General features: G+C 67.1%; 17 protein-coding genes. 7 read left to right on the forward strand and 10 right to left on the reverse strand.

From position 1 onward, the window contains the following. The first annotated feature begins 76 nt into the window (after positions 1–76). Genes K7G82_RS23460 through K7G82_RS23470 form a run of 3 tightly spaced genes read left to right on the forward strand, consistent with a single transcriptional unit; the run spans position 77 to position 2246 of the window. Positions 77–382: a hypothetical protein gene (locus K7G82_RS23460; RefSeq protein ID WP_343228629.1), complete on the forward strand. Its 306-nt coding sequence runs from the start codon at positions 77–79 to the stop codon at positions 380–382. Next, positions 379–1971, forward strand: coding sequence for a PepSY-associated TM helix domain-containing protein (locus tag K7G82_RS23465; protein WP_222992379.1), 1593 nt, complete (start codon positions 379–381; stop codon positions 1969–1971). Before K7G82_RS23460 ends, K7G82_RS23465 begins: the two co-directional genes overlap by 4 nt. After that, positions 1968–2246 carry a hypothetical protein gene (locus tag K7G82_RS23470; RefSeq protein ID WP_246623801.1) on the forward strand — a complete coding sequence of 93 codons (279 nt, stop codon included), beginning with the start codon at positions 1968–1970 and terminating at the stop codon, positions 2244–2246. Before K7G82_RS23465 ends, K7G82_RS23470 begins: the two co-directional genes overlap by 4 nt. 36 nt (positions 2247–2282) lie before the next feature. On the opposite strand, the gene K7G82_RS23475 is transcribed toward K7G82_RS23470, so the two are convergent. Next, complete coding sequence (locus K7G82_RS23475) at positions 2283–2870, reverse strand: hypothetical protein (protein ID WP_246623802.1); 588 nt, start codon at positions 2868–2870, stop codon at positions 2283–2285. Positions 2871–3004: 134 nt separating this feature from the next. On the opposite strand from K7G82_RS23475, the gene K7G82_RS23480 reads away from it, so the two are divergent. Further along, complete coding sequence (locus tag K7G82_RS23480; RefSeq protein ID WP_222992380.1) at positions 3005–4120, forward strand: NAD-dependent epimerase/dehydratase family protein; 1116 nt, start codon at positions 3005–3007, stop codon at positions 4118–4120. Between the two features lie 88 nt (positions 4121–4208). Here the strand turns inward: K7G82_RS23480 and K7G82_RS23485 are convergent, their stop codons facing one another. The 6 genes from K7G82_RS23485 to K7G82_RS23510 all read right to left on the reverse strand — a co-directional run bounded on the left by K7G82_RS23485 (position 4209) and on the right by K7G82_RS23510 (position 11104). After that, positions 4209–7073, reverse strand: a complete 2865-nt coding sequence (locus tag K7G82_RS23485; RefSeq protein WP_222992381.1) for a TonB-dependent receptor domain-containing protein — start codon at positions 7071–7073, stop codon at positions 4209–4211. Positions 7074–7380: 307 nt separating this feature from the next. Beyond that, the gene (locus tag K7G82_RS23490; RefSeq protein WP_222992382.1) at positions 7381–7872 is read right to left on the reverse strand and encodes a GDYXXLXY domain-containing protein; all 492 of its coding nucleotides are present in this window, start codon (positions 7870–7872) and stop codon (positions 7381–7383) included. Next, a complete protein-coding gene (locus K7G82_RS23495; RefSeq protein WP_222992383.1) occupies positions 7865–8938 on the reverse strand; it encodes a DUF4401 domain-containing protein in 1074 nt (357 codons plus the stop codon). The genes K7G82_RS23490 and K7G82_RS23495 overlap by 8 nt, the downstream gene beginning before the upstream one ends. Then, positions 8935–9891, reverse strand: coding sequence for a DUF2157 domain-containing protein (locus K7G82_RS23500; RefSeq protein ID WP_222992384.1), 957 nt, complete (start codon positions 9889–9891; stop codon positions 8935–8937). Before K7G82_RS23500 ends, K7G82_RS23495 begins: the two co-directional genes overlap by 4 nt. Positions 9892–10088: 197 nt before the next feature. After that, positions 10089–10499, reverse strand: a complete 411-nt coding sequence (locus K7G82_RS23505) for a VOC family protein (protein ID WP_222992385.1) — start codon at positions 10497–10499, stop codon at positions 10089–10091. Continuing rightward, on the reverse strand, positions 10496–11104 hold the full coding sequence (locus tag K7G82_RS23510) for a pyridoxamine 5'-phosphate oxidase family protein (RefSeq protein ID WP_222992465.1): 609 nt from the start codon (positions 11102–11104) through the stop codon (positions 10496–10498). Before K7G82_RS23510 ends, K7G82_RS23505 begins: the two co-directional genes overlap by 4 nt. 76 nt (positions 11105–11180) lie before the next feature. Between K7G82_RS23510 and K7G82_RS23515 the strand changes: the two genes are divergently transcribed. The 3 genes from K7G82_RS23515 (at position 11181) to K7G82_RS23525 (ending at position 13658) form a co-directional block, all read left to right on the forward strand. Then, positions 11181–12074, forward strand: a complete 894-nt coding sequence (locus K7G82_RS23515; protein ID WP_222992386.1) for a LysR family transcriptional regulator — start codon at positions 11181–11183, stop codon at positions 12072–12074. 274 nt (positions 12075–12348) lie between these two features. Then, complete coding sequence (locus K7G82_RS23520; protein ID WP_222992387.1) at positions 12349–13074, forward strand: hypothetical protein; 726 nt, start codon at positions 12349–12351, stop codon at positions 13072–13074. 26 nt (positions 13075–13100) lie between these two features. Continuing rightward, on the forward strand, positions 13101–13658 hold the full coding sequence (locus tag K7G82_RS23525; protein WP_222992388.1) for a hypothetical protein: 558 nt from the start codon (positions 13101–13103) through the stop codon (positions 13656–13658). A gap of 11 nt (positions 13659–13669) precedes the next feature. Here K7G82_RS23525 and K7G82_RS23530 read toward each other — a convergent pair whose 3' ends face one another. The 3 genes from K7G82_RS23530 to K7G82_RS23540 form a co-directional block, all read right to left on the reverse strand. Beyond that, positions 13670–13939, reverse strand: coding sequence for a hypothetical protein (locus tag K7G82_RS23530; RefSeq protein ID WP_222992389.1), 270 nt, complete (start codon positions 13937–13939; stop codon positions 13670–13672). An 81-nt stretch (positions 13940–14020) separates the two neighbouring features. Further along, positions 14021–14761 (reverse strand): LytR/AlgR family response regulator transcription factor, encoded by a 741-nt coding sequence (locus K7G82_RS23535; RefSeq protein ID WP_222992390.1) that lies wholly within the window; start codon positions 14759–14761, stop codon positions 14021–14023. Positions 14762–14769: 8 nt separating this feature from the next. After that, on the reverse strand, positions 14770–15876 hold the full coding sequence (locus K7G82_RS23540) for a sensor histidine kinase (RefSeq protein WP_222992391.1): 1107 nt from the start codon (positions 15874–15876) through the stop codon (positions 14770–14772). Between the last annotated feature and the right edge of the window lie 87 nt (positions 15877–15963).

Below are 15963 nucleotides of genomic sequence, written 5' to 3' on the forward strand. Positions count from 1 at the left end.
ATTATCAATAGCATTTTTCTTGCTAATGAATCGCAACCGATTTACCCCGGCCATCATGCGCGATCAGATGGAAGCAGTGCGGCCCCGCTCCCGGCGCCGATGGGCGCGGATCCTCCTCGCCGGGCCGGGCGCGGTCATCGTGGCGCTGACGCTGCTGGCCGGCATGCCCCTGTGGCTGCCCGGCGGCGCGGCCGGCATCGACAATCTGGCCTTCCCGCTCGTTCTCGCCCCGCTGATCTGGGCGGCGCTTTTCTTCCATGCCTGCCTCGATCGCAGCATCGCGCGCGTGGCGCTGGTCGCCGCAGCACTCTTCCTGGTGCATGGCGGGCTGATCGCATCGCGCTTCATAGGCCAGGCGCCGGTTACGGAGAAAGCCGGATGATCCATCTCAAAAAGGATGAGACCAAGGCGATGGTCGCGGTGCACGGCTGGTCCGGCATCCTGCTCGGCCTGCTGCTCTATGCCGTCGTGCTGACGGGCACCGCCGCCGTCTTCGCGCACGAGATCGGCGCATGGTCGGCGGGCCATGTCGCCAGCCGTTCGGCCTTCCAAACGCCGATCGACGCCAGGATCCGCCGCCTCGCCGCGATCACGCCGCCCGAATATCGAGAGGCGGCCAGCCTGTTCGAGATCGGCGATCATGGCCTGGGCGTGTTCTTCCACCGCGACCAACTGGACGCGAAGGGCATGCCCACCGAACGCGGCATCTATTATCAGCTCGACAATGCGGGCCGCCTCCGCCGCACCGTCCAGGGCTTCAGCGAGGATATCTTCGGCCCGCGCAACGACGATGCGCTCAGCAGCTTCCTGGTCGACACCCATGTCCGCCTGCACGTGCCCAATCCCTGGGGCCTGTTGCTGACCGGCATATTGGGGCTGGCCATGCTCGTCGCGGCGATTTCCGGCCTGCTGATCCATCGGCATCTGTTCAAGGACATCTTCACGCTGCGCCGCCGCGCCAATCCGGTGCTGGTCGATCGCGACCGGCACAGCGTGGCGGGCACATGGAGCCTGCCCTTCGCCTTCATCCTGGCCTTCACCGGCAGCTTCTTCTCCTTTTTCGGCAGCATCGGCGTGCCCGTCGTCGCGATGGCGGCGTTCGGCGGCGATGTGGAGGCGTTGAGCGAGGCGGTGTTCGGCAATCCCGGCACGCCCGATCCGCGCCCGATCGCCATCGGCAATCTCGATCGCGTCACCGCCGACGCCATCCGCCGCACCGGCGAGGCGCCGACCTTCATCGCGATCGAGAATTTCGGCCGCGCCGATGCGAGCATCACCACCTTCCACAACCCCAGGGCGAGCGACATCGAACCCGTCTCGCTGCTCTATGATGGCGCGACGGCGCGCTTCGAGCGCGCCAAGCCGACGGTGGGCACACGCCCGTCGGCGGGCGGAACGCTGGCCGGGATCATGGGTCCGCTCCATTTCGGCAATTTCGCGGGCATGCTTTCAAAGGCGATCTGGTTCGGGCTGGGTTTCGCCATGTGCTACGTCACCTTCACCGGCATGCGGCTCTGGGTGGTGCGGCGCAAGGCGGAGGCCCGCTCGCTTGCATGGCTCGAACGCACGGTGACGGTGGTCGGCTATGGCCTGCCGTTCGGGCTCGTCGCATCGGCCGCCGCGTTCCTGGTCGCCATGCCGATCGGATCGGCGGTATACTGGACCACAGCCGCCTTCCTGATCGCGTCCGGTGCAGCGATACTCGCTGGCGCTCTCGTCCGTTCGAACGAGACGCTCACCCGGTTGCTGAAAGGCGCGACCGGGGCGGTCGCGCTCATGCTGCCGCTGCTGCGCCTGACCGTCGCGGGCGGCCCCGGCTGGGGCGAAGCGGTCGCCGCCGGCCAGCCGGTCATCGCCGCGCTCGACATCGCCTTCGTCGCCGCCGGCATCTGGATGCTGCATGGCTGCCGGACGGCGCTGCGCACGCCTGATCGCTCCGCCCCGATCGTCGCCAGGGCGGTCGACGCATGACGATGATCGCCCTGGCGCTGGCCGCCCTCGTCGTCTCCGCCATCCCGATCCTCCTGCTCTGCATCGGCGATCCGAAGCGCAGGCGCACTGCCGGCGACAAGAGCGGCGGCATGCCCATGGGCAAAAGGCGATGGCTCGTCGCCGCCGCCTGTCTGCCCGGTTTCGCCTGCGCGTGGCTCGGCGATGCGCCGGCCTTCCTGATGTGGCTGGGCGGTTGCGCGCTGCTGGGCTGGGCCCTGGCCGCCTGTTTCGGCGCACGCGGACAGCCGGAATAGCTTCCGGTCGATATCGGCCCGGTCACCGGCCGCTCCTCAATGCGCCCAGTCGAGCGTCAGCGCCTCGAAGTGCCAGCGCAGTTGCGCCGGGGTCGCGCCCTGGACATCGTTGACGCGCCGCAACACCGCCTCCCCTTCGATCCGGACGGGGCGGCCATCCCTGTCGTCGCCGGTGATGGTGACGGGCGCGGTGTAATAGCTTGAGCCCGCCGCGCCCTCTATCCTGCCATCGGGAATGGCAACGGTGATTTCGCCCATATCCGCGAAAATGGCGGCGAATGCGGGCCGGCTCCATTTCTGCCGATCCGCGGGAGCGAGCAGCGCGCGTGCCTGTTCATAGTTTTTCCGTTCGATCGCCTGCGCGAAGGCAAGCAGGATGTTGCGTGCGCCCTTGACGCCGGCTTCGGCCTCGGGCGTCAGCCCCGGTGGCGTGGAGGCCGGCCCGGCGACAGGCGCGCCCTCGCCCGACACCGCCATTTCATGGCCGGCATTGGTTTCGGTCACGGGCGGCGCGACCGGCTTCTCCGGGCTTCGGCCCTGCTCGCACGCCAGCAGCAGCAACGGGCACGCAAGCGCGATGCGGATCTTCATCCTGTCCATGCGCTCCAGAACCGCGGAGATCATCGGGTCGTTCCATCGGTGCGGATCCCCGCCCCCAGCCGACATATGCCGAACCCAGTCCGCCTTTCGCAGATAAGCGGCTTGAGGTCGGCGCGCCTGCTCGCATAGACCAATGCTATCGCAGGGAGGGGCCGGAGATGACGACAAGACGGGATTTCGTGAAAATGTCGGGAGGCGCCGGCATCGGCCTGGCGCTGGCGTCCGGCGCCGCGCGCGCGGCAGCGCCCGCCGGCAAGGCGCGCGCGCCGCTGCGCATCCTCATTCTGGGCGGCACCGGTTTCATCGGGCCCTATCAGGTGCGCTACGCCGTCGAGCGCGGCCACAATGTCACCGTCTTCAATCGCGGCAAGCGACAGGCCGATCTGCCCGCGGGCGTGACGCATCTGCAGGGCGATCGCAACGGGCAGCTCGACGCGCTGAAAACCGGAAGCTGGGATTGCGTGATCGACAATTCGGCCACCAACCCGGATTGGGTGCGCATGTCCGCCGGGCTGTTGCGGGGCCGCGCCGGCATCTACCAATATGTCTCGTCCGCCAGCGTCTATTATCCGTTCCTGACGACGAATATCGACGAGAACGTCAAGCCGCGCCTGGAAGCGATCCCGGAGGATCCGGGCAGCACCTTCGGGGTCAGCAAGGCGCTTTCGGAGATCGAGGCCCAGAAGGCCTTTCCCGGCAAGGCGATGATCGTGCGGCCGCATTATATCGTGGGGCCTGGCGACACCACCGATCGCTTCCCCTATTGGCCGCAGCGCGTGGCGCGCGGGGGCGAGGTGCTGGCGCCGGGCCGGCAGTCGGACCGCGTCGAACTGGTCGACGTCCGCGACCTTTCCGAATGGATGGTGCGGATGATGGAGGACCGGACGACGGGCATCTTCAATGTCGCCGGCCCGCGATCGTCGCTGTCGATGGGCGAGTTGCTCGGCGGCGTGCGCGCGGCGGTGAGCACGGACAATCCGCTGCAATTCACCTGGGTCGACGATTACGACTTCCTGGAAAAGCACGAGGTGACAAGCGCGGTGCCCTGGGCGCTGCCGCGCGGCAATGCGCTGGGCTTCTCCACCGTCAATTTCGACAAGGCGCTGGCGCACGGCCTCACCCATCGCCCGCTCGCCCAAACGGTGCGCGATACGCTGGCCTGGTGGAATTCGGACGCCGTCTCCGCCGAGCGGCGGACAAAGGCGAGCTTCGCCATCACGCCCGAAAAGGAAGCGGCGGTGCTCGCGGCCTGGAAGGCGCGGGCCGGCGCTTGAGGAAATGGCCGGTAGTTCAACCGCCGGCACAGGATTCCGATTGTGACAACCGCCGCCGGGACCATGTCCCGGCGGCGGTCCGCAGCTTTTAGAAGTTGAAGCGCACGCCGGCCGTGAACTGGCGACCGATCACGTCGAACAGTTGCCGGGGCGCGGCATATTCGTCGTAGCCGGTGATCGGCGGCATCTTGTTGAACGCGTTCAGGACCGAACCGAACAACGCCACCCGGCCATCCTCGCCCGGACGGAACAGCGTCACTTCCGCGCCAAGGTCGAGATAGAAGCGGCCCTTCACGCGGATCGGATCGCTGATCGGCACCAGCGGCTTGTCCGAATCGATGTCGCGGGTCACGCGGCCGCCGCTGACATAGCGGCCGGTGGCGCTCACCCGGAACGCGTCGTTGCTGAAGTCCAGGATCGTCGAGGTGCGGATCCGCGAGGTGCCGCTGGGACCGTCGATCGCCACCTGCGCCGTGGTGCCGGCCAGTTCGGTGATCTCGCCCTGCGACCCGATCAGATCGAGCTGGTCGACATAGGTCGCCAGCTGGCGGATGCCGAGCGTTCCGTTGGCGAACGGGAAGCTATAGGCCGCCTCGAAGTCGACACCCTGCGTCTTGATACCCTGGATATTGGCGGGCGCGAGCAGGATGTTGGTGATCCGGCCCGGCGACAGTCCGTTGGTGCTGGATTCGCGCGAGATCAGCGAACAGAGCGCATTGTTGCCGTTGAAGCACTGGTCGAGGATCGCGCCGGTGCCCAGCGTCGAGATCGCGCCGTTGATCTTGATGTTATAATAATCGAGCGAGATCCGCATCCGCGGTGCCGGCGACAGAACGAGGCCGGCAGTGAACGTGTCGGCCTTTTCCGGCTTCAGGCCGGGATTGCCGCCCGAGGTGGTTGTCGCGGTGTAATTGTCCGGACCGACCACGCCGTTGAGGTTGGGGACCTGGCGGGCGCGATCGCTGACCGTGAAGACCAGCGTCTGGCCCTTCGCGAACAACTCCTGCAGGTTGGGCGCGCGGATGTCGCGCGACCGCGTGGCACGCAGCCGGACGACGTCGTTCACCTCGTAATTCACGCCGACCTTCCAGGTCTCGACCTGGCCGGAGGTCTTGTAGTCGGTGATACGGCCGGCAAGGTCGAGTTCGAGCCGCTTGCCGAAACGCGAGTCGACGAAGATCGGCGCGAGCACTTCGCCGAACGCTTCCTTCACCGTTTCCTCACCCTTGAACGGCAGCGTGTTGCCGACGCGCAGATAGGTGCCGCCGGTGGGCGTACGCGATGCCGACAGCGGATCCGAGCGGACGTCGGTCGTGAACTTGCGCCAGTGGACGCCACCCGCGACGGCGAGCGGCCCGGCGGGAAGCTGGAGAAGTTCGCCGCGGACGATCAGGTCGGCGCTCTGCTGGACCTGATGCCAGTCACGCAGCGACGGGGCGAGGATCTTGGCGATCGCCGCCGCCTGTTCGCCGGGCGCGATCGGGCCGAACAGGTTCAGCGGAATACAGCCATTGTTCGGATTGGTCAGCGTCGAACGGCAGATCGGGTCGACGACACCGGGGGTGTTCGGATTGTCGATCGCGTCCACCGCATCGCGCCAGGCCTGCGTGATCCGCGTGCCGGCGAAGACCGTCTTGTTGCGGCTCTTTCCATAGGCATAGGACAGATCGTAGCTCCACGAGCCGGCGATGTCGCCGCGCAGTCCGGCGATCGCCTGCCAGCTCCAGGCCTTCTGGTCGAAATAGCCGCGACCATAGTCGTTGAGCGTGCGGCCCATGGTGAAGCTGGTGACGCCCGGATTGGCGTTCAGGATCGAACGGACCGAGGCCGGGATGAAGACGTTGTCGGCCTGGATCGTGATCTGATCGTTGCCGATGATGCTGTCGCCGCGCAGCTTGGACTGGCCATAGCTGAAGCTGCCATAGGCGGTGGCGTGCGGGGAGAATTCGAACTCGGTCGCGCCGAACGCCGCCCAGCGCTTATAGGGCTGTTCGAGCACGAGATCGCCCGTGGCCGCAACGCCGGTGCCGCCATTCTGGGTGCCGCCGGCCTGAAGCGTGCCATAGTCGAAGCGGCGCGTCTGGCCGCCGGCCAGGAATTCCGTACCGATCAGACCAGCGGGATTGCCACCCGCCACGCTGTTGATCACGCCGCCATAGGCCGACTCGGAAAGGCGTGCGTCATCGACCAGGATATAGGCGGGCTCGTTGTTGGTGAGCGTATAGGCCGGGTTGTTGATGACGCTGTGGTTGGACCAGGGGCGACGCGAAACACGCTTGATGCCCTTGTTCTCGGCGATTTCAGCGCCGAGCAGCAGGTGGCCGCGGCCATCGCCGAACTTCGTGCCGTATGCGATCGAACCAAGATAGTTCTTGTGATCTCCAAAGTCGCTCAGACCATATTGCGCGCTGCCGCGAACGCCATCGAGCTTGTGGTCGAGCCGGAAGTTGACGACGCCGGCGACGGCGTCCGAACCATAGGCCGCGGATGCACCGCCGGTCACGACTTCGACGGAGCCGATCACCGCCTGCGGGATGATGTTGACGTTGACGACGCCTTCGGGGCTCGACGGCACATAGCGCTTCCCGTCGATCAGGGTCAGCGTGCGCAGATAGCCGAGGCCGCGCAGATCGAGATAGTTCGCGCCCGCCAGCTTCGACAGATTGGTGGTCGCCGCCGGCGTGATGCTCGGCTTCAGCGCGGGCATCTGGTTGAGCGCGTCGGCAATGTTGGGGGCCGCGACGCGTTCGAAATCGGCGACGCTGACGACGGTCACCGGCGTCGGCGTATCGAAGCCGGTGCGCGCGATCTGCGAACCCGTGACGATGATGTCTTCAGCCGCGGCATCCGCCGAGTCGCTGGCGGCAGCCCGTGTCGCGCCGGCTTCCTGGGCCAGCGCCGGCGCCGCGACGAAAGCCAGCGAGAGCGCGGCCGTGCCAAGAAGCGCGCGCATCATTTCCCGATGGCGCAGCGAATTCGTCACGTTTCCCATTGAAATCCCCTCTTATTTCGGCATTGGGCGGTCCCTTGCGCCTCAATTGCGCCTATTTCTCCATTTCGCAATAATTCGCAAGTAAATTTTCCGTCATGGAGAGAATTTTCCAAATTGGAAATAAATTAACCCCGATTCTACGGGGCTTGGCGCGCATCCTTATCGCGCGGCGGACATCGTTTCCTGCTCGCATACGCTTCAGCACAGCGCAGAATATGCCGAGAAGCGGGATTTCAGCCGAGTCTGCCGGACGAACCGGCACTCCGGTTCAGCGGCTTGCCCCCAACGCGCCGAAGCGGGCGTCACGCAGCCCGGTCAGGATCATCTCGCCATCGGCGCCGACCCGGAACTCGCCATAGGCGGCGGGTTCATAGGTCTTCGCCTGCCCCTCTTCGAAGAAATAGGCGTTGGTCGCGAAGTTGGGCTGCCCGTTTCGGACACGATAACGCAGCGCGATTTCGTCCGGCGCCAGCGGCCGGCCATCGAAGAAGCGGCGGAACCGGCCGACGCCATGCTTATCCAGTGCCGCCACGATCCGGCCATCGGCCTGCGGCTGCCGGCGATCGAAGGGAAAGGCCTGGTTGGCGAGCGCGAAATCGAGCCGCATATAATCGCCCTGCATCAGCGATCGCGGATCGACCGGCGCCAGTTCGAGCAACACGATCCGGCCGTGCGTCAGCAATTGCTCGCGCTGATGGATTCCGAAATTGACGACGGCCAGGACGGCGACCCCGGCAATCAAAGCCACCAGCTTACGCATGCCCGGACTCCATCGTGCCCGACACGGCAAAACCACGCCGCAGCGCGAACCGCACGAGAAGCAGGCACAGGCCGGTGGCCGCCAATATGGCGGACTTTTCCAGCAGCGTCGCGTGCAGGCTGTAATAGAAATGGGAAACGAAGCCGAGCAGGCTCAAGATTCCCAGGCCGGCGAACAGCCTGTCGCCGACCGCAAAGCCCAGCAGCAGGATCAGCAATGCCGAGGCCAGGCCTGGCGCCGCCAGCGAGACCAGCGCCAGCACCAGGGCGATGGCGCCCGCCCCGCGCGCGACCGGACTTCGCGGCCCCGCCCCCTCGCGCGCGATCAGAACGGCGGCGACGAAGAGCAGGATCGCCGCCGTCAGCACCCGTCCGATCAGGGGGCCGTGGATCGCGATCCAGCGCGGCGCCTGTGCGGACGCGAACAGGCCCCCATCGCCGAACAGGCGGAAGGTCTCGACCAGCAGCAGCGCCAGCACCAGCCCATAGCCGACCGGACGCCAGATCCCGCCCCTGACGGCCCAGAGCTTCGGCTCCAGCCAGACCAGCGCCAGGCCCAGGCACAATATGGGGGCGGACAATCCGTGCAGCGCCGCCGCGTTCACCGCCAGCGCGCCCGCGATCGCGGCGCCGCAGGTCGCGAGCAGGCGATGGAGGAAATTCGGGACGAGAAGCGCCAGCACCGCCTGCATCGCGGCGATGGCGATATAGAGCAGCGGCATCCAGGCGTCGAGCAGGTCGGCAAGCCCCATGATCATGAGCCCCTGGCCGGCAAGACTGACGGCCAGGCCGAACTGTTCGGCAAAGTCGTTGCCGTCCAAGCCCCGGAGCAGGGCGAAGGCGCCGCCGCAACAGGCCGCACCGGCCAGCAGCGCCGATGCGGGATCGCTCATCAGGAACGAGAAGGCGGCGCCGGCGAAGACCAGCAGGAACAGGGCGCCGATCCATCCGGCGATGCCGAGCATCACGCGGACATACCAGGGCGACGTCGAACGGTCCGGCGCCGGCATCTCGCCTTCGACCAGGCCCTCGGCACCGAGCCGGGCCCATAGCTCGGCCGCGCTCATGCCGCCTGTGCCCGTGAGACCGATTTGAGCCAGATCGCACCGCCCGCCGACATGCCGATCACCACCAGCCCGATCAGCAGAAAGGCGCCGGATCCGGATTCGACCATATGATGCGTCAGGAAAGCCGCGACCGTGACGATCAGGCTCAGCACGCCGCCCGCCAGCATGAACAGATCGGGGCGGCAGTGCCTGTACCAGCCGTACAGCGCCGCCAGCCAGGCGAGATAGGCCAGCGCGGCCAGCGCGCGCATGCCGGCGATCTCGTCGCTTTCGAAGATCGCCCAGACGGCCAGCGCCGTCGCGCCGCACCCCGCGGCGATCGACACCAGCCGTGGCGGCCAATTGTCCCGCAGCCACGAAAGGCCCGCGCGATGCGCCGCTTCCCAAAGGATCAGCGCGGCGGTGTTGAGCGCGAACATGCTCCAGAGCAGGGGATCGGCGGACCGGGAGAGCGAAAAATAGAAGAACAGGGCAAGATTGATGAGGGCCAGCCAGATCAGCCATAAGGGGCTGAAGCGGCTCACCGTTACCCAGGGCAGGATCAGCACGGCCCACCAGGCGAACAACTCATAGGTATCGGCGCCGGTCTGGTAGATCTGACCCGACAGGGCGAGCAGCGCACCGGTCAGCAGGCTCAGCATCACCAGCATCGCCTTGCCGGGCATCCCGTCCAGATCGAGCCGCCAGCAGGCCAGCAGCCCGGCGAGGATCGCCGCCTCGACCAGCCCGAACTTGGCGAAACGGCCGAGATCGGCCCAATTGAACGCAAAGAAGAAGATGACGGCGGCGGCCAGCGCGACGGTCCCGAGCCACAGGGTGAGATGCCCCAGGAAGGTGCGCCAGTCCGCGGGCGATGGCGTCACATCTGCAATGCGCAGCACCTCCCGCTCACGCCCGGCCACGGCGCGCCCGGCACCCAGCCAATCCAGCACCTCAGTTCGAAATCGGCTCATCAGGCTCCCCCGGGGCAAGCCGTCGCTTGGCGGTATCGGCGCTTGTTCCCCACCATGATCGGTTCGCGCAAGCGGATAATCCCCGCCGGAGACGATCCGGCGCCGCCGCCGTCGAAAGCCTGGCCTTCGCCTCGTCGACGCATTTTTGCTCTCGCGCCAGTTCCTGATGGCAGACAGCCGATATTCGAGCGCGCCGCCTATCCGAATGGCGTCGCGAACTCGATCCGGATCCCGCCGGGAATGAAGATCAGGAAATGCCGCGTCGCCGATCCCGGCCGGATCGGGCCGGGGGCTGCATCCACCACCACGCCCGGATGCGCGCGTATCTTTTCCCACACCGCCTGAAGCGCGTCATCATCGGCCACCGCCAGCGACAGATGATGAAGCCCGATATTGGCGCGCCGGTCGAATGCGCGGGCGGTCAGCGGATCGGCCGCGCGCCACAGGGTGAGCAGGATCCTGCCGTCGGAAACGAAGATCGAGGGGTAATCGGGCACCCCGCCGACCTCGTCGAAGCCGAGCAGACCGCAGAAAAAGGCGCGCGCCTGATCAAGATCGGGAACGGTGAGGCCGATATGATGAACGCCGCGCGTGAGTTTTTCGGTCATGGCCGATCTCCTTCCAGTTTTGCGATATGCGTACGCAGCCGCGCCAGTTCGGCGAGCAGCGGCTGAGTGGCGTGGCGGACCTCCGCCTCGGTGAAGCGCGGCGTGATGTGCTGCGGGCAATTCCAGTCGAACCCGATCACGTCGATCACGAAGGCGCGTTCCGGTTCGGCGGCATAATCAGGCGCCATCAGCGCCGCGATATCGGCGGGATCGGCGCTGCCATGAGCGTGGCCGATCAGCTTCAGCCGGCGGCGATTGGGATAATCCATCAGGAACAGCGACACGCGATCGTCGGCGGCGAGATTGGCGGCCGAGAGATATTGGCGATTGCCGCGATAATCGGCAAAACCGATGCGATTGCCCGCGATATGCCGCAGGAAGCCGGCCGGGCCGCCGCGATGCTGGACATAGGGCCAGCCATCCTCGCTGACGCTCGCCATGTAGAAGCTGTCGCGCGCCGCGATGAAGTCGAGCTCGCGATCGGAGAGTATGTCCATCTCGCCCGCCCCCGCCTCCATCCGCGCATAGGATGCGCGCGATCCAGCCGCCTGTTGCAGCGCGCGGGCGCCGTCGCCGAACATGGTGTGGAGATAGGTCTGTGCCATGCCGCGGACGATATCGCGTTGCCACATACGCGATAATCACCGAATATTCGCATTCACTATTTCACCAGGAGAAATAATGGACCGGTTCGAAGCCCTCACCGCCTTTGTCGCGGTGGCCGATCAGCGCGGCTTCGCGGCGGCGGCGCGGACGCTCGGCATCTCACCGCCGGCGATCACCCGCGCGATCGCCGCGCTCGAACGTCATCTGGACGTCCCCCTGTTCCACCGGTCGACGCGCGCCGTGTCGCTAACCGACGAGGGCGCAGCGCTGCTCGATCGCGCGCGCCGGATCCTGGCCGATCTGCGCGAGACCGAACAGGTGGTGACGGGCGGGCGTTCGGTGCCACGCGGCCAGCTTTACGTGACCGCGCCGGTGATGTTCGGGCGGCTGCACGTGCTGCCGGTGATCGACGCGCTGCTTGCCCGGCATGACGGGTTGAGCGCGCGGATGATGCTGCTCGATCGCAATGTCCGCATCGTCGAGGAAGGCATCGACGTCGCGGTGCGGATCGGCGCGCTGGCCGACAGCGCGTTGCGCGTGATCGCGATCGGATCGGTGCGGCAGACAATCGTCGCCAGCCCCGCCTATCTCGCCGAACATGGCGCCCCCGCCGCCCCCGCCGATCTGGCGCGCCATCGCTGCATCACCGGCAGCGGCGTGCGCGTGGGCGCCGCCTGGCCCTTCGGCGCGAAGGGAGAGACGGTGGTGGAGGTCTCGCCGCGCCTGAGCGTCAACACGATCGACGCGACGATCGCGGCGGCGGAAGCGGGACTGGGACTGGCGAATGTGCTGAGCTATCAATCGCGCGAGGCGATCGTCGCCGGGCGATTGATAGCGGTGCTCACCGATCATGCTCCGCCGCCGATGCCCGTCAGCCTGCTCTACGATTCCGGCCGCGCGGCGATGCCGGCAGTACGCGCCTTTATCGAGGCGATGCGCGAACGCGCCCGCCAAGGGGCCTGGGGGTAAAGCGCACCGGCACCCGGAATTTCGGGATCTTGAGGCGGGCCGGGCCTGCCCTGCCGCACGCCTGATATAAAGGTGCGGGGATGCTCACGCATCCACACCCTGGACCGCTCAAGCGCCACGCCGGCTCGACCAGGATGAGGTTTTCGTCTCATGCCGTGGCGTGTTCGTCGCCGGCCGCCCTCCCCGTCGCCCCGGCGGCGGCTTCGGTCGCGACGATGGCGATGCGCGCGCCGCACTTCGGCATGTCCCGACCGATCGATTCGAGGAGGACGCGATGCACTATCCCATCACTCTCGCGCTGCTGGCGGCGGGAACCGCGCTTGCCGTCGCCCCATCCGCCGCGCAGGCGCGGGAAGACTGCGCCGAACGGGCGCAGCCCCAGAAGAAGCGCGGGCTTGGCGGGCTGCTTTCGGCCGCGCGGTCGAGCGGAGTGGCGGATTCGATCCTGGGCGCGGCGGTGGAGGCGACGGGTGATGCGTTGGCGTCGGGCGGATGCGCCGAACGCCCGGCCGAGACCGGCCCATCCGATCCATCCGCGAAACCGGCGGCGGCGGCCGAGACCGCGACCGCGACCGAACGCGCCCGGCGCAGAATGGCGGAGAACGACGCCAGATATCCCAGCCGCATGACGATCGCCGAGGAATGGAAGACCGCGAAGGCGGCCTATGACGCGTTCGGCAAGGTACGGTGCACCGGCTGCGAGGGCGGCTATACCCAGGCAGGCTGGATCGATTGGCCGCGCGACGAATATTCGGGCAAATATAATGGCGCCGAAACGCGCCTGTCGCGGCTGCCGATCGGCCATGTCCAGCGCTGGAATTCCAACGGCTTCGCCGGAACGCTGACCATCGACGGCGAGGAACAGGTGAATGGCTTTCGCTGCCGCAAGATGACCTATCGTATCGAAAAGGACGGTCAGAGCGCCGCGCGGCCCGGCCTGATCTGCTGGGGCAAGGCCAATGAATATGCCGGCAGCGACAGCTGGGTCGGCGTTTTCTGAATCGATCGGGCACAAGGACCATGGCGATGAAGACGCGTTGCATTCTGCTGATCGCGGCTGCCGGTGCCGTAGCATCCACGGCGATCCGCGCCCAACCGGCGCCCGCCGGCGCCGCCGGCCGCTGGGTCCAGTCGAGCAGCGGCAAGGAACTGGTGCTGGCGCCGCGCATCAAGCTCCAGCCCAATGTCGGCGTGTCGCACGGCACCAATCTGGGCGGCACCGTCGGCTATGGATCGATGACGCGCACGACGATCGTCACCGAAGCCGTGCCGATGGACGTCGCCCGATCGATGACGCTCGCGATCCAGGCCAATGGGCGGTTCGAATGGACGATCGTGCGGCGCCATGCCGAGAAACCGGATTGCACGCTCACGACAACCCAGGTGAAGCGGGGGCAGGTCGCGCAGGGCAACGGCAAGGCGGTCTTCACAGTGGAAGGCGGCACCGAAAGCTTCGCGTCGAGTTGTGGCCGCAAGGGCACGTCCGCGCTCGCGAAGGCGACGGAGCGCTACGACATGCAACTGGCGGGCGGCCGGTTCGTGCTGAGCAGCGGCCCCAGCCGCTGGGCCTTCACGCGCGGATAGGAATCGGCAGGTCAATCCTGGCCGTGCAAGCCGATCTCGAGCCGGTCCAGCACCGCCTGGCTGAACAGCGCTCCGAGATCGCTCACGAACTTCTCCGCGACGGCGGCCGTATCGAACGCGACGGTGTGGCCGCGCAGCAATCGGCCATTGGTGATGCCCTTCAGCTCGACCCCGCTCGCCAGCAACAGGCCACGCAGCATGTTGCAGATCGGCGCGGCATCCTCCTTGCCCTCCAGGCGAATTGTGATGCTCGACAATTCCCCGGAATTCTTCTCGTCCAACTGATCGTTCCTTCATCCTCGGTCATGGCCGCGATACACAGGCCCGGATGAAGCCGAAAGCCCCGGCGTTCGTAAAAAGGATCAGCCCGAAAGCGCGGCGGCGACGGCCTTGGCATAGTTCGGCCCCACCGCCACCTCGGCGCCGTCGGACAGCACCAGGGTCAGCAGCCATTTGTCGATCCGGCGGATCTCCACGACACGCGAAAGCCGGACAAAGGCGGATCGATGGACGCGCATCAGTTCGGCGGGGTCGATCCGCCTTTCGAGCGCGGACATGGTGGTGCGCAGCAAATGGCTGCGCAGCGGCGTGTGCAGCATCGCATAATCGCCCGCCGCCTCGATCCAGTCGATCGCCGCCACCGGCACGCGCGTCTGCCCGTCGCGTATCTGCACCCAGATCGCATCGTCGAACGCGGATGCCGCCGCCGGCGGGGCCATCGCCGCCTGCAATGCCGCGCGGCGGCCGGCCTGGCGGCGCTTCGCGCGCTCCACCGCCTGCCGCAGCCGATCCAGCCGCACCGGCTTCAGCAGATAATCCGCCGCTTCCACCTCGAACGCGTCGGGCGCGAATTGTTCGAAGGCCGTGACGAAGACGATTTCAGGCCGTTCGTCGAGCGGCAATGTGCCGGCGAGCGCGAGGCCGCCCATTTCCGGCATCTGGATGTCCAGCATCACCAGATCGGGTTGCAGCCGCTCGATCGCCGCCTGCGCCGCGATCCCGTTGACGGCGGTTCCGACGATCTCGGTTCCCGGAATATTCGCGAAGAATGCAGCCAGCCGCTCGATCGCGGGCGGTTCGTCGTCGACCAGCAGGACACGCATCGCCCCGCTCATCCGCCCACGGGCCAGCGGACACAGGCGCGATAGCCCGCCTCCGTCGGCGCCGCGTCGAGCGCCGCCGCCGCACCATAGATCGCGGCCAGGCGTTCGCGGACATTGGCATGGCCGAGCCCGGTGCCCGGAACGCCGGATGCGCGGCCATTCCCGCCGGCATCGTCGGCCACGCAGATGCGGACATGCCCGGCATCCCGCGAGACATCCACCAACAGCACCACCGGCCGGCTGGTCGACCCGACGCCATGCTTGATCGCGTTTTCGACAAGCGGCTGCAACAGCAGGGCGGGGATCGGCACGTCGCGCAATTCGGGCGGGCAATTCATCTCGACATTCAGCCGTTCGCCCAGCCGGGCGCCCTCGATCGCGAGATAATCGGCAAGGGTCTGCAATTCGTCCTCGATCGCGACCATGCCGCTCGCCGGCGCGGTCAGCGTCGTGCGCAGAAAATCGGAAAGCTTGCCCAGCATCGACTCCGCCGCATCGGCGCGGCCGGTGACCACCGAAGAGGAGATCGCGTTGAGCGTGTTGAACAGGAAATGCGGGTTGAGCTGATAGCGCAGCATTTCGAGCCGCGCGGCGGTGGTCGCGCGCTCGGCCTCCGCCGCCGCGAGCGCGGCGCGGCTCGCGGCCTCGCGCGCGGCGGCGACCTCGCGCGCGCGGGCCGCCAATTGCTCGTTGTGGATCAGGATCAGATAAAGCGCGGCGATCAGCGCGAACAGCGGCACCCAGCCGGCCAGGCTGCCGAGCGCGCGGAACATCACGCGCTCCGGCCCCATTTCGGGATTGAGCAGATGCATCAGCCACGCGCTCTTATAGGCATCGATCAGCGTCACCCCGATCGCCACCGCCAGCGCGACCGCGCCCGTCACCCCATAGCGCCACGAGGGCGCGGCATCGCGAAAGCGCATGGCGACCCGATAGATCAGCGCCGAAACCGGAATGCCCAGCGCCACCGTGCTGCCGACGCCCGCAAGCATCGATGCCGACATCGGCACGCCCAGCAGCATCGACGGCAACAGGAAGAGCGCGGCGGTGGCGAGCCACAGCCCGATCGTCAGCAGCGCCGCCTGGCGGGCAAGGATCTGTCGGCTGGTCCCCATCGCGCGCGAGCCTAGCGTGCCGCACGATGCCGCGCGAGAGGACCGGTCGCGCGACGGTCGGTTTTCGTCGCCGATATCCGCGGGAGC

The sequence above is a fragment of the Sphingomonas colocasiae genome, from assembly GCF_019880585.1.
GTDB classification, from domain to species: domain Bacteria; phylum Pseudomonadota; class Alphaproteobacteria; order Sphingomonadales; family Sphingomonadaceae; genus Sphingobium_A; species Sphingobium_A colocasiae.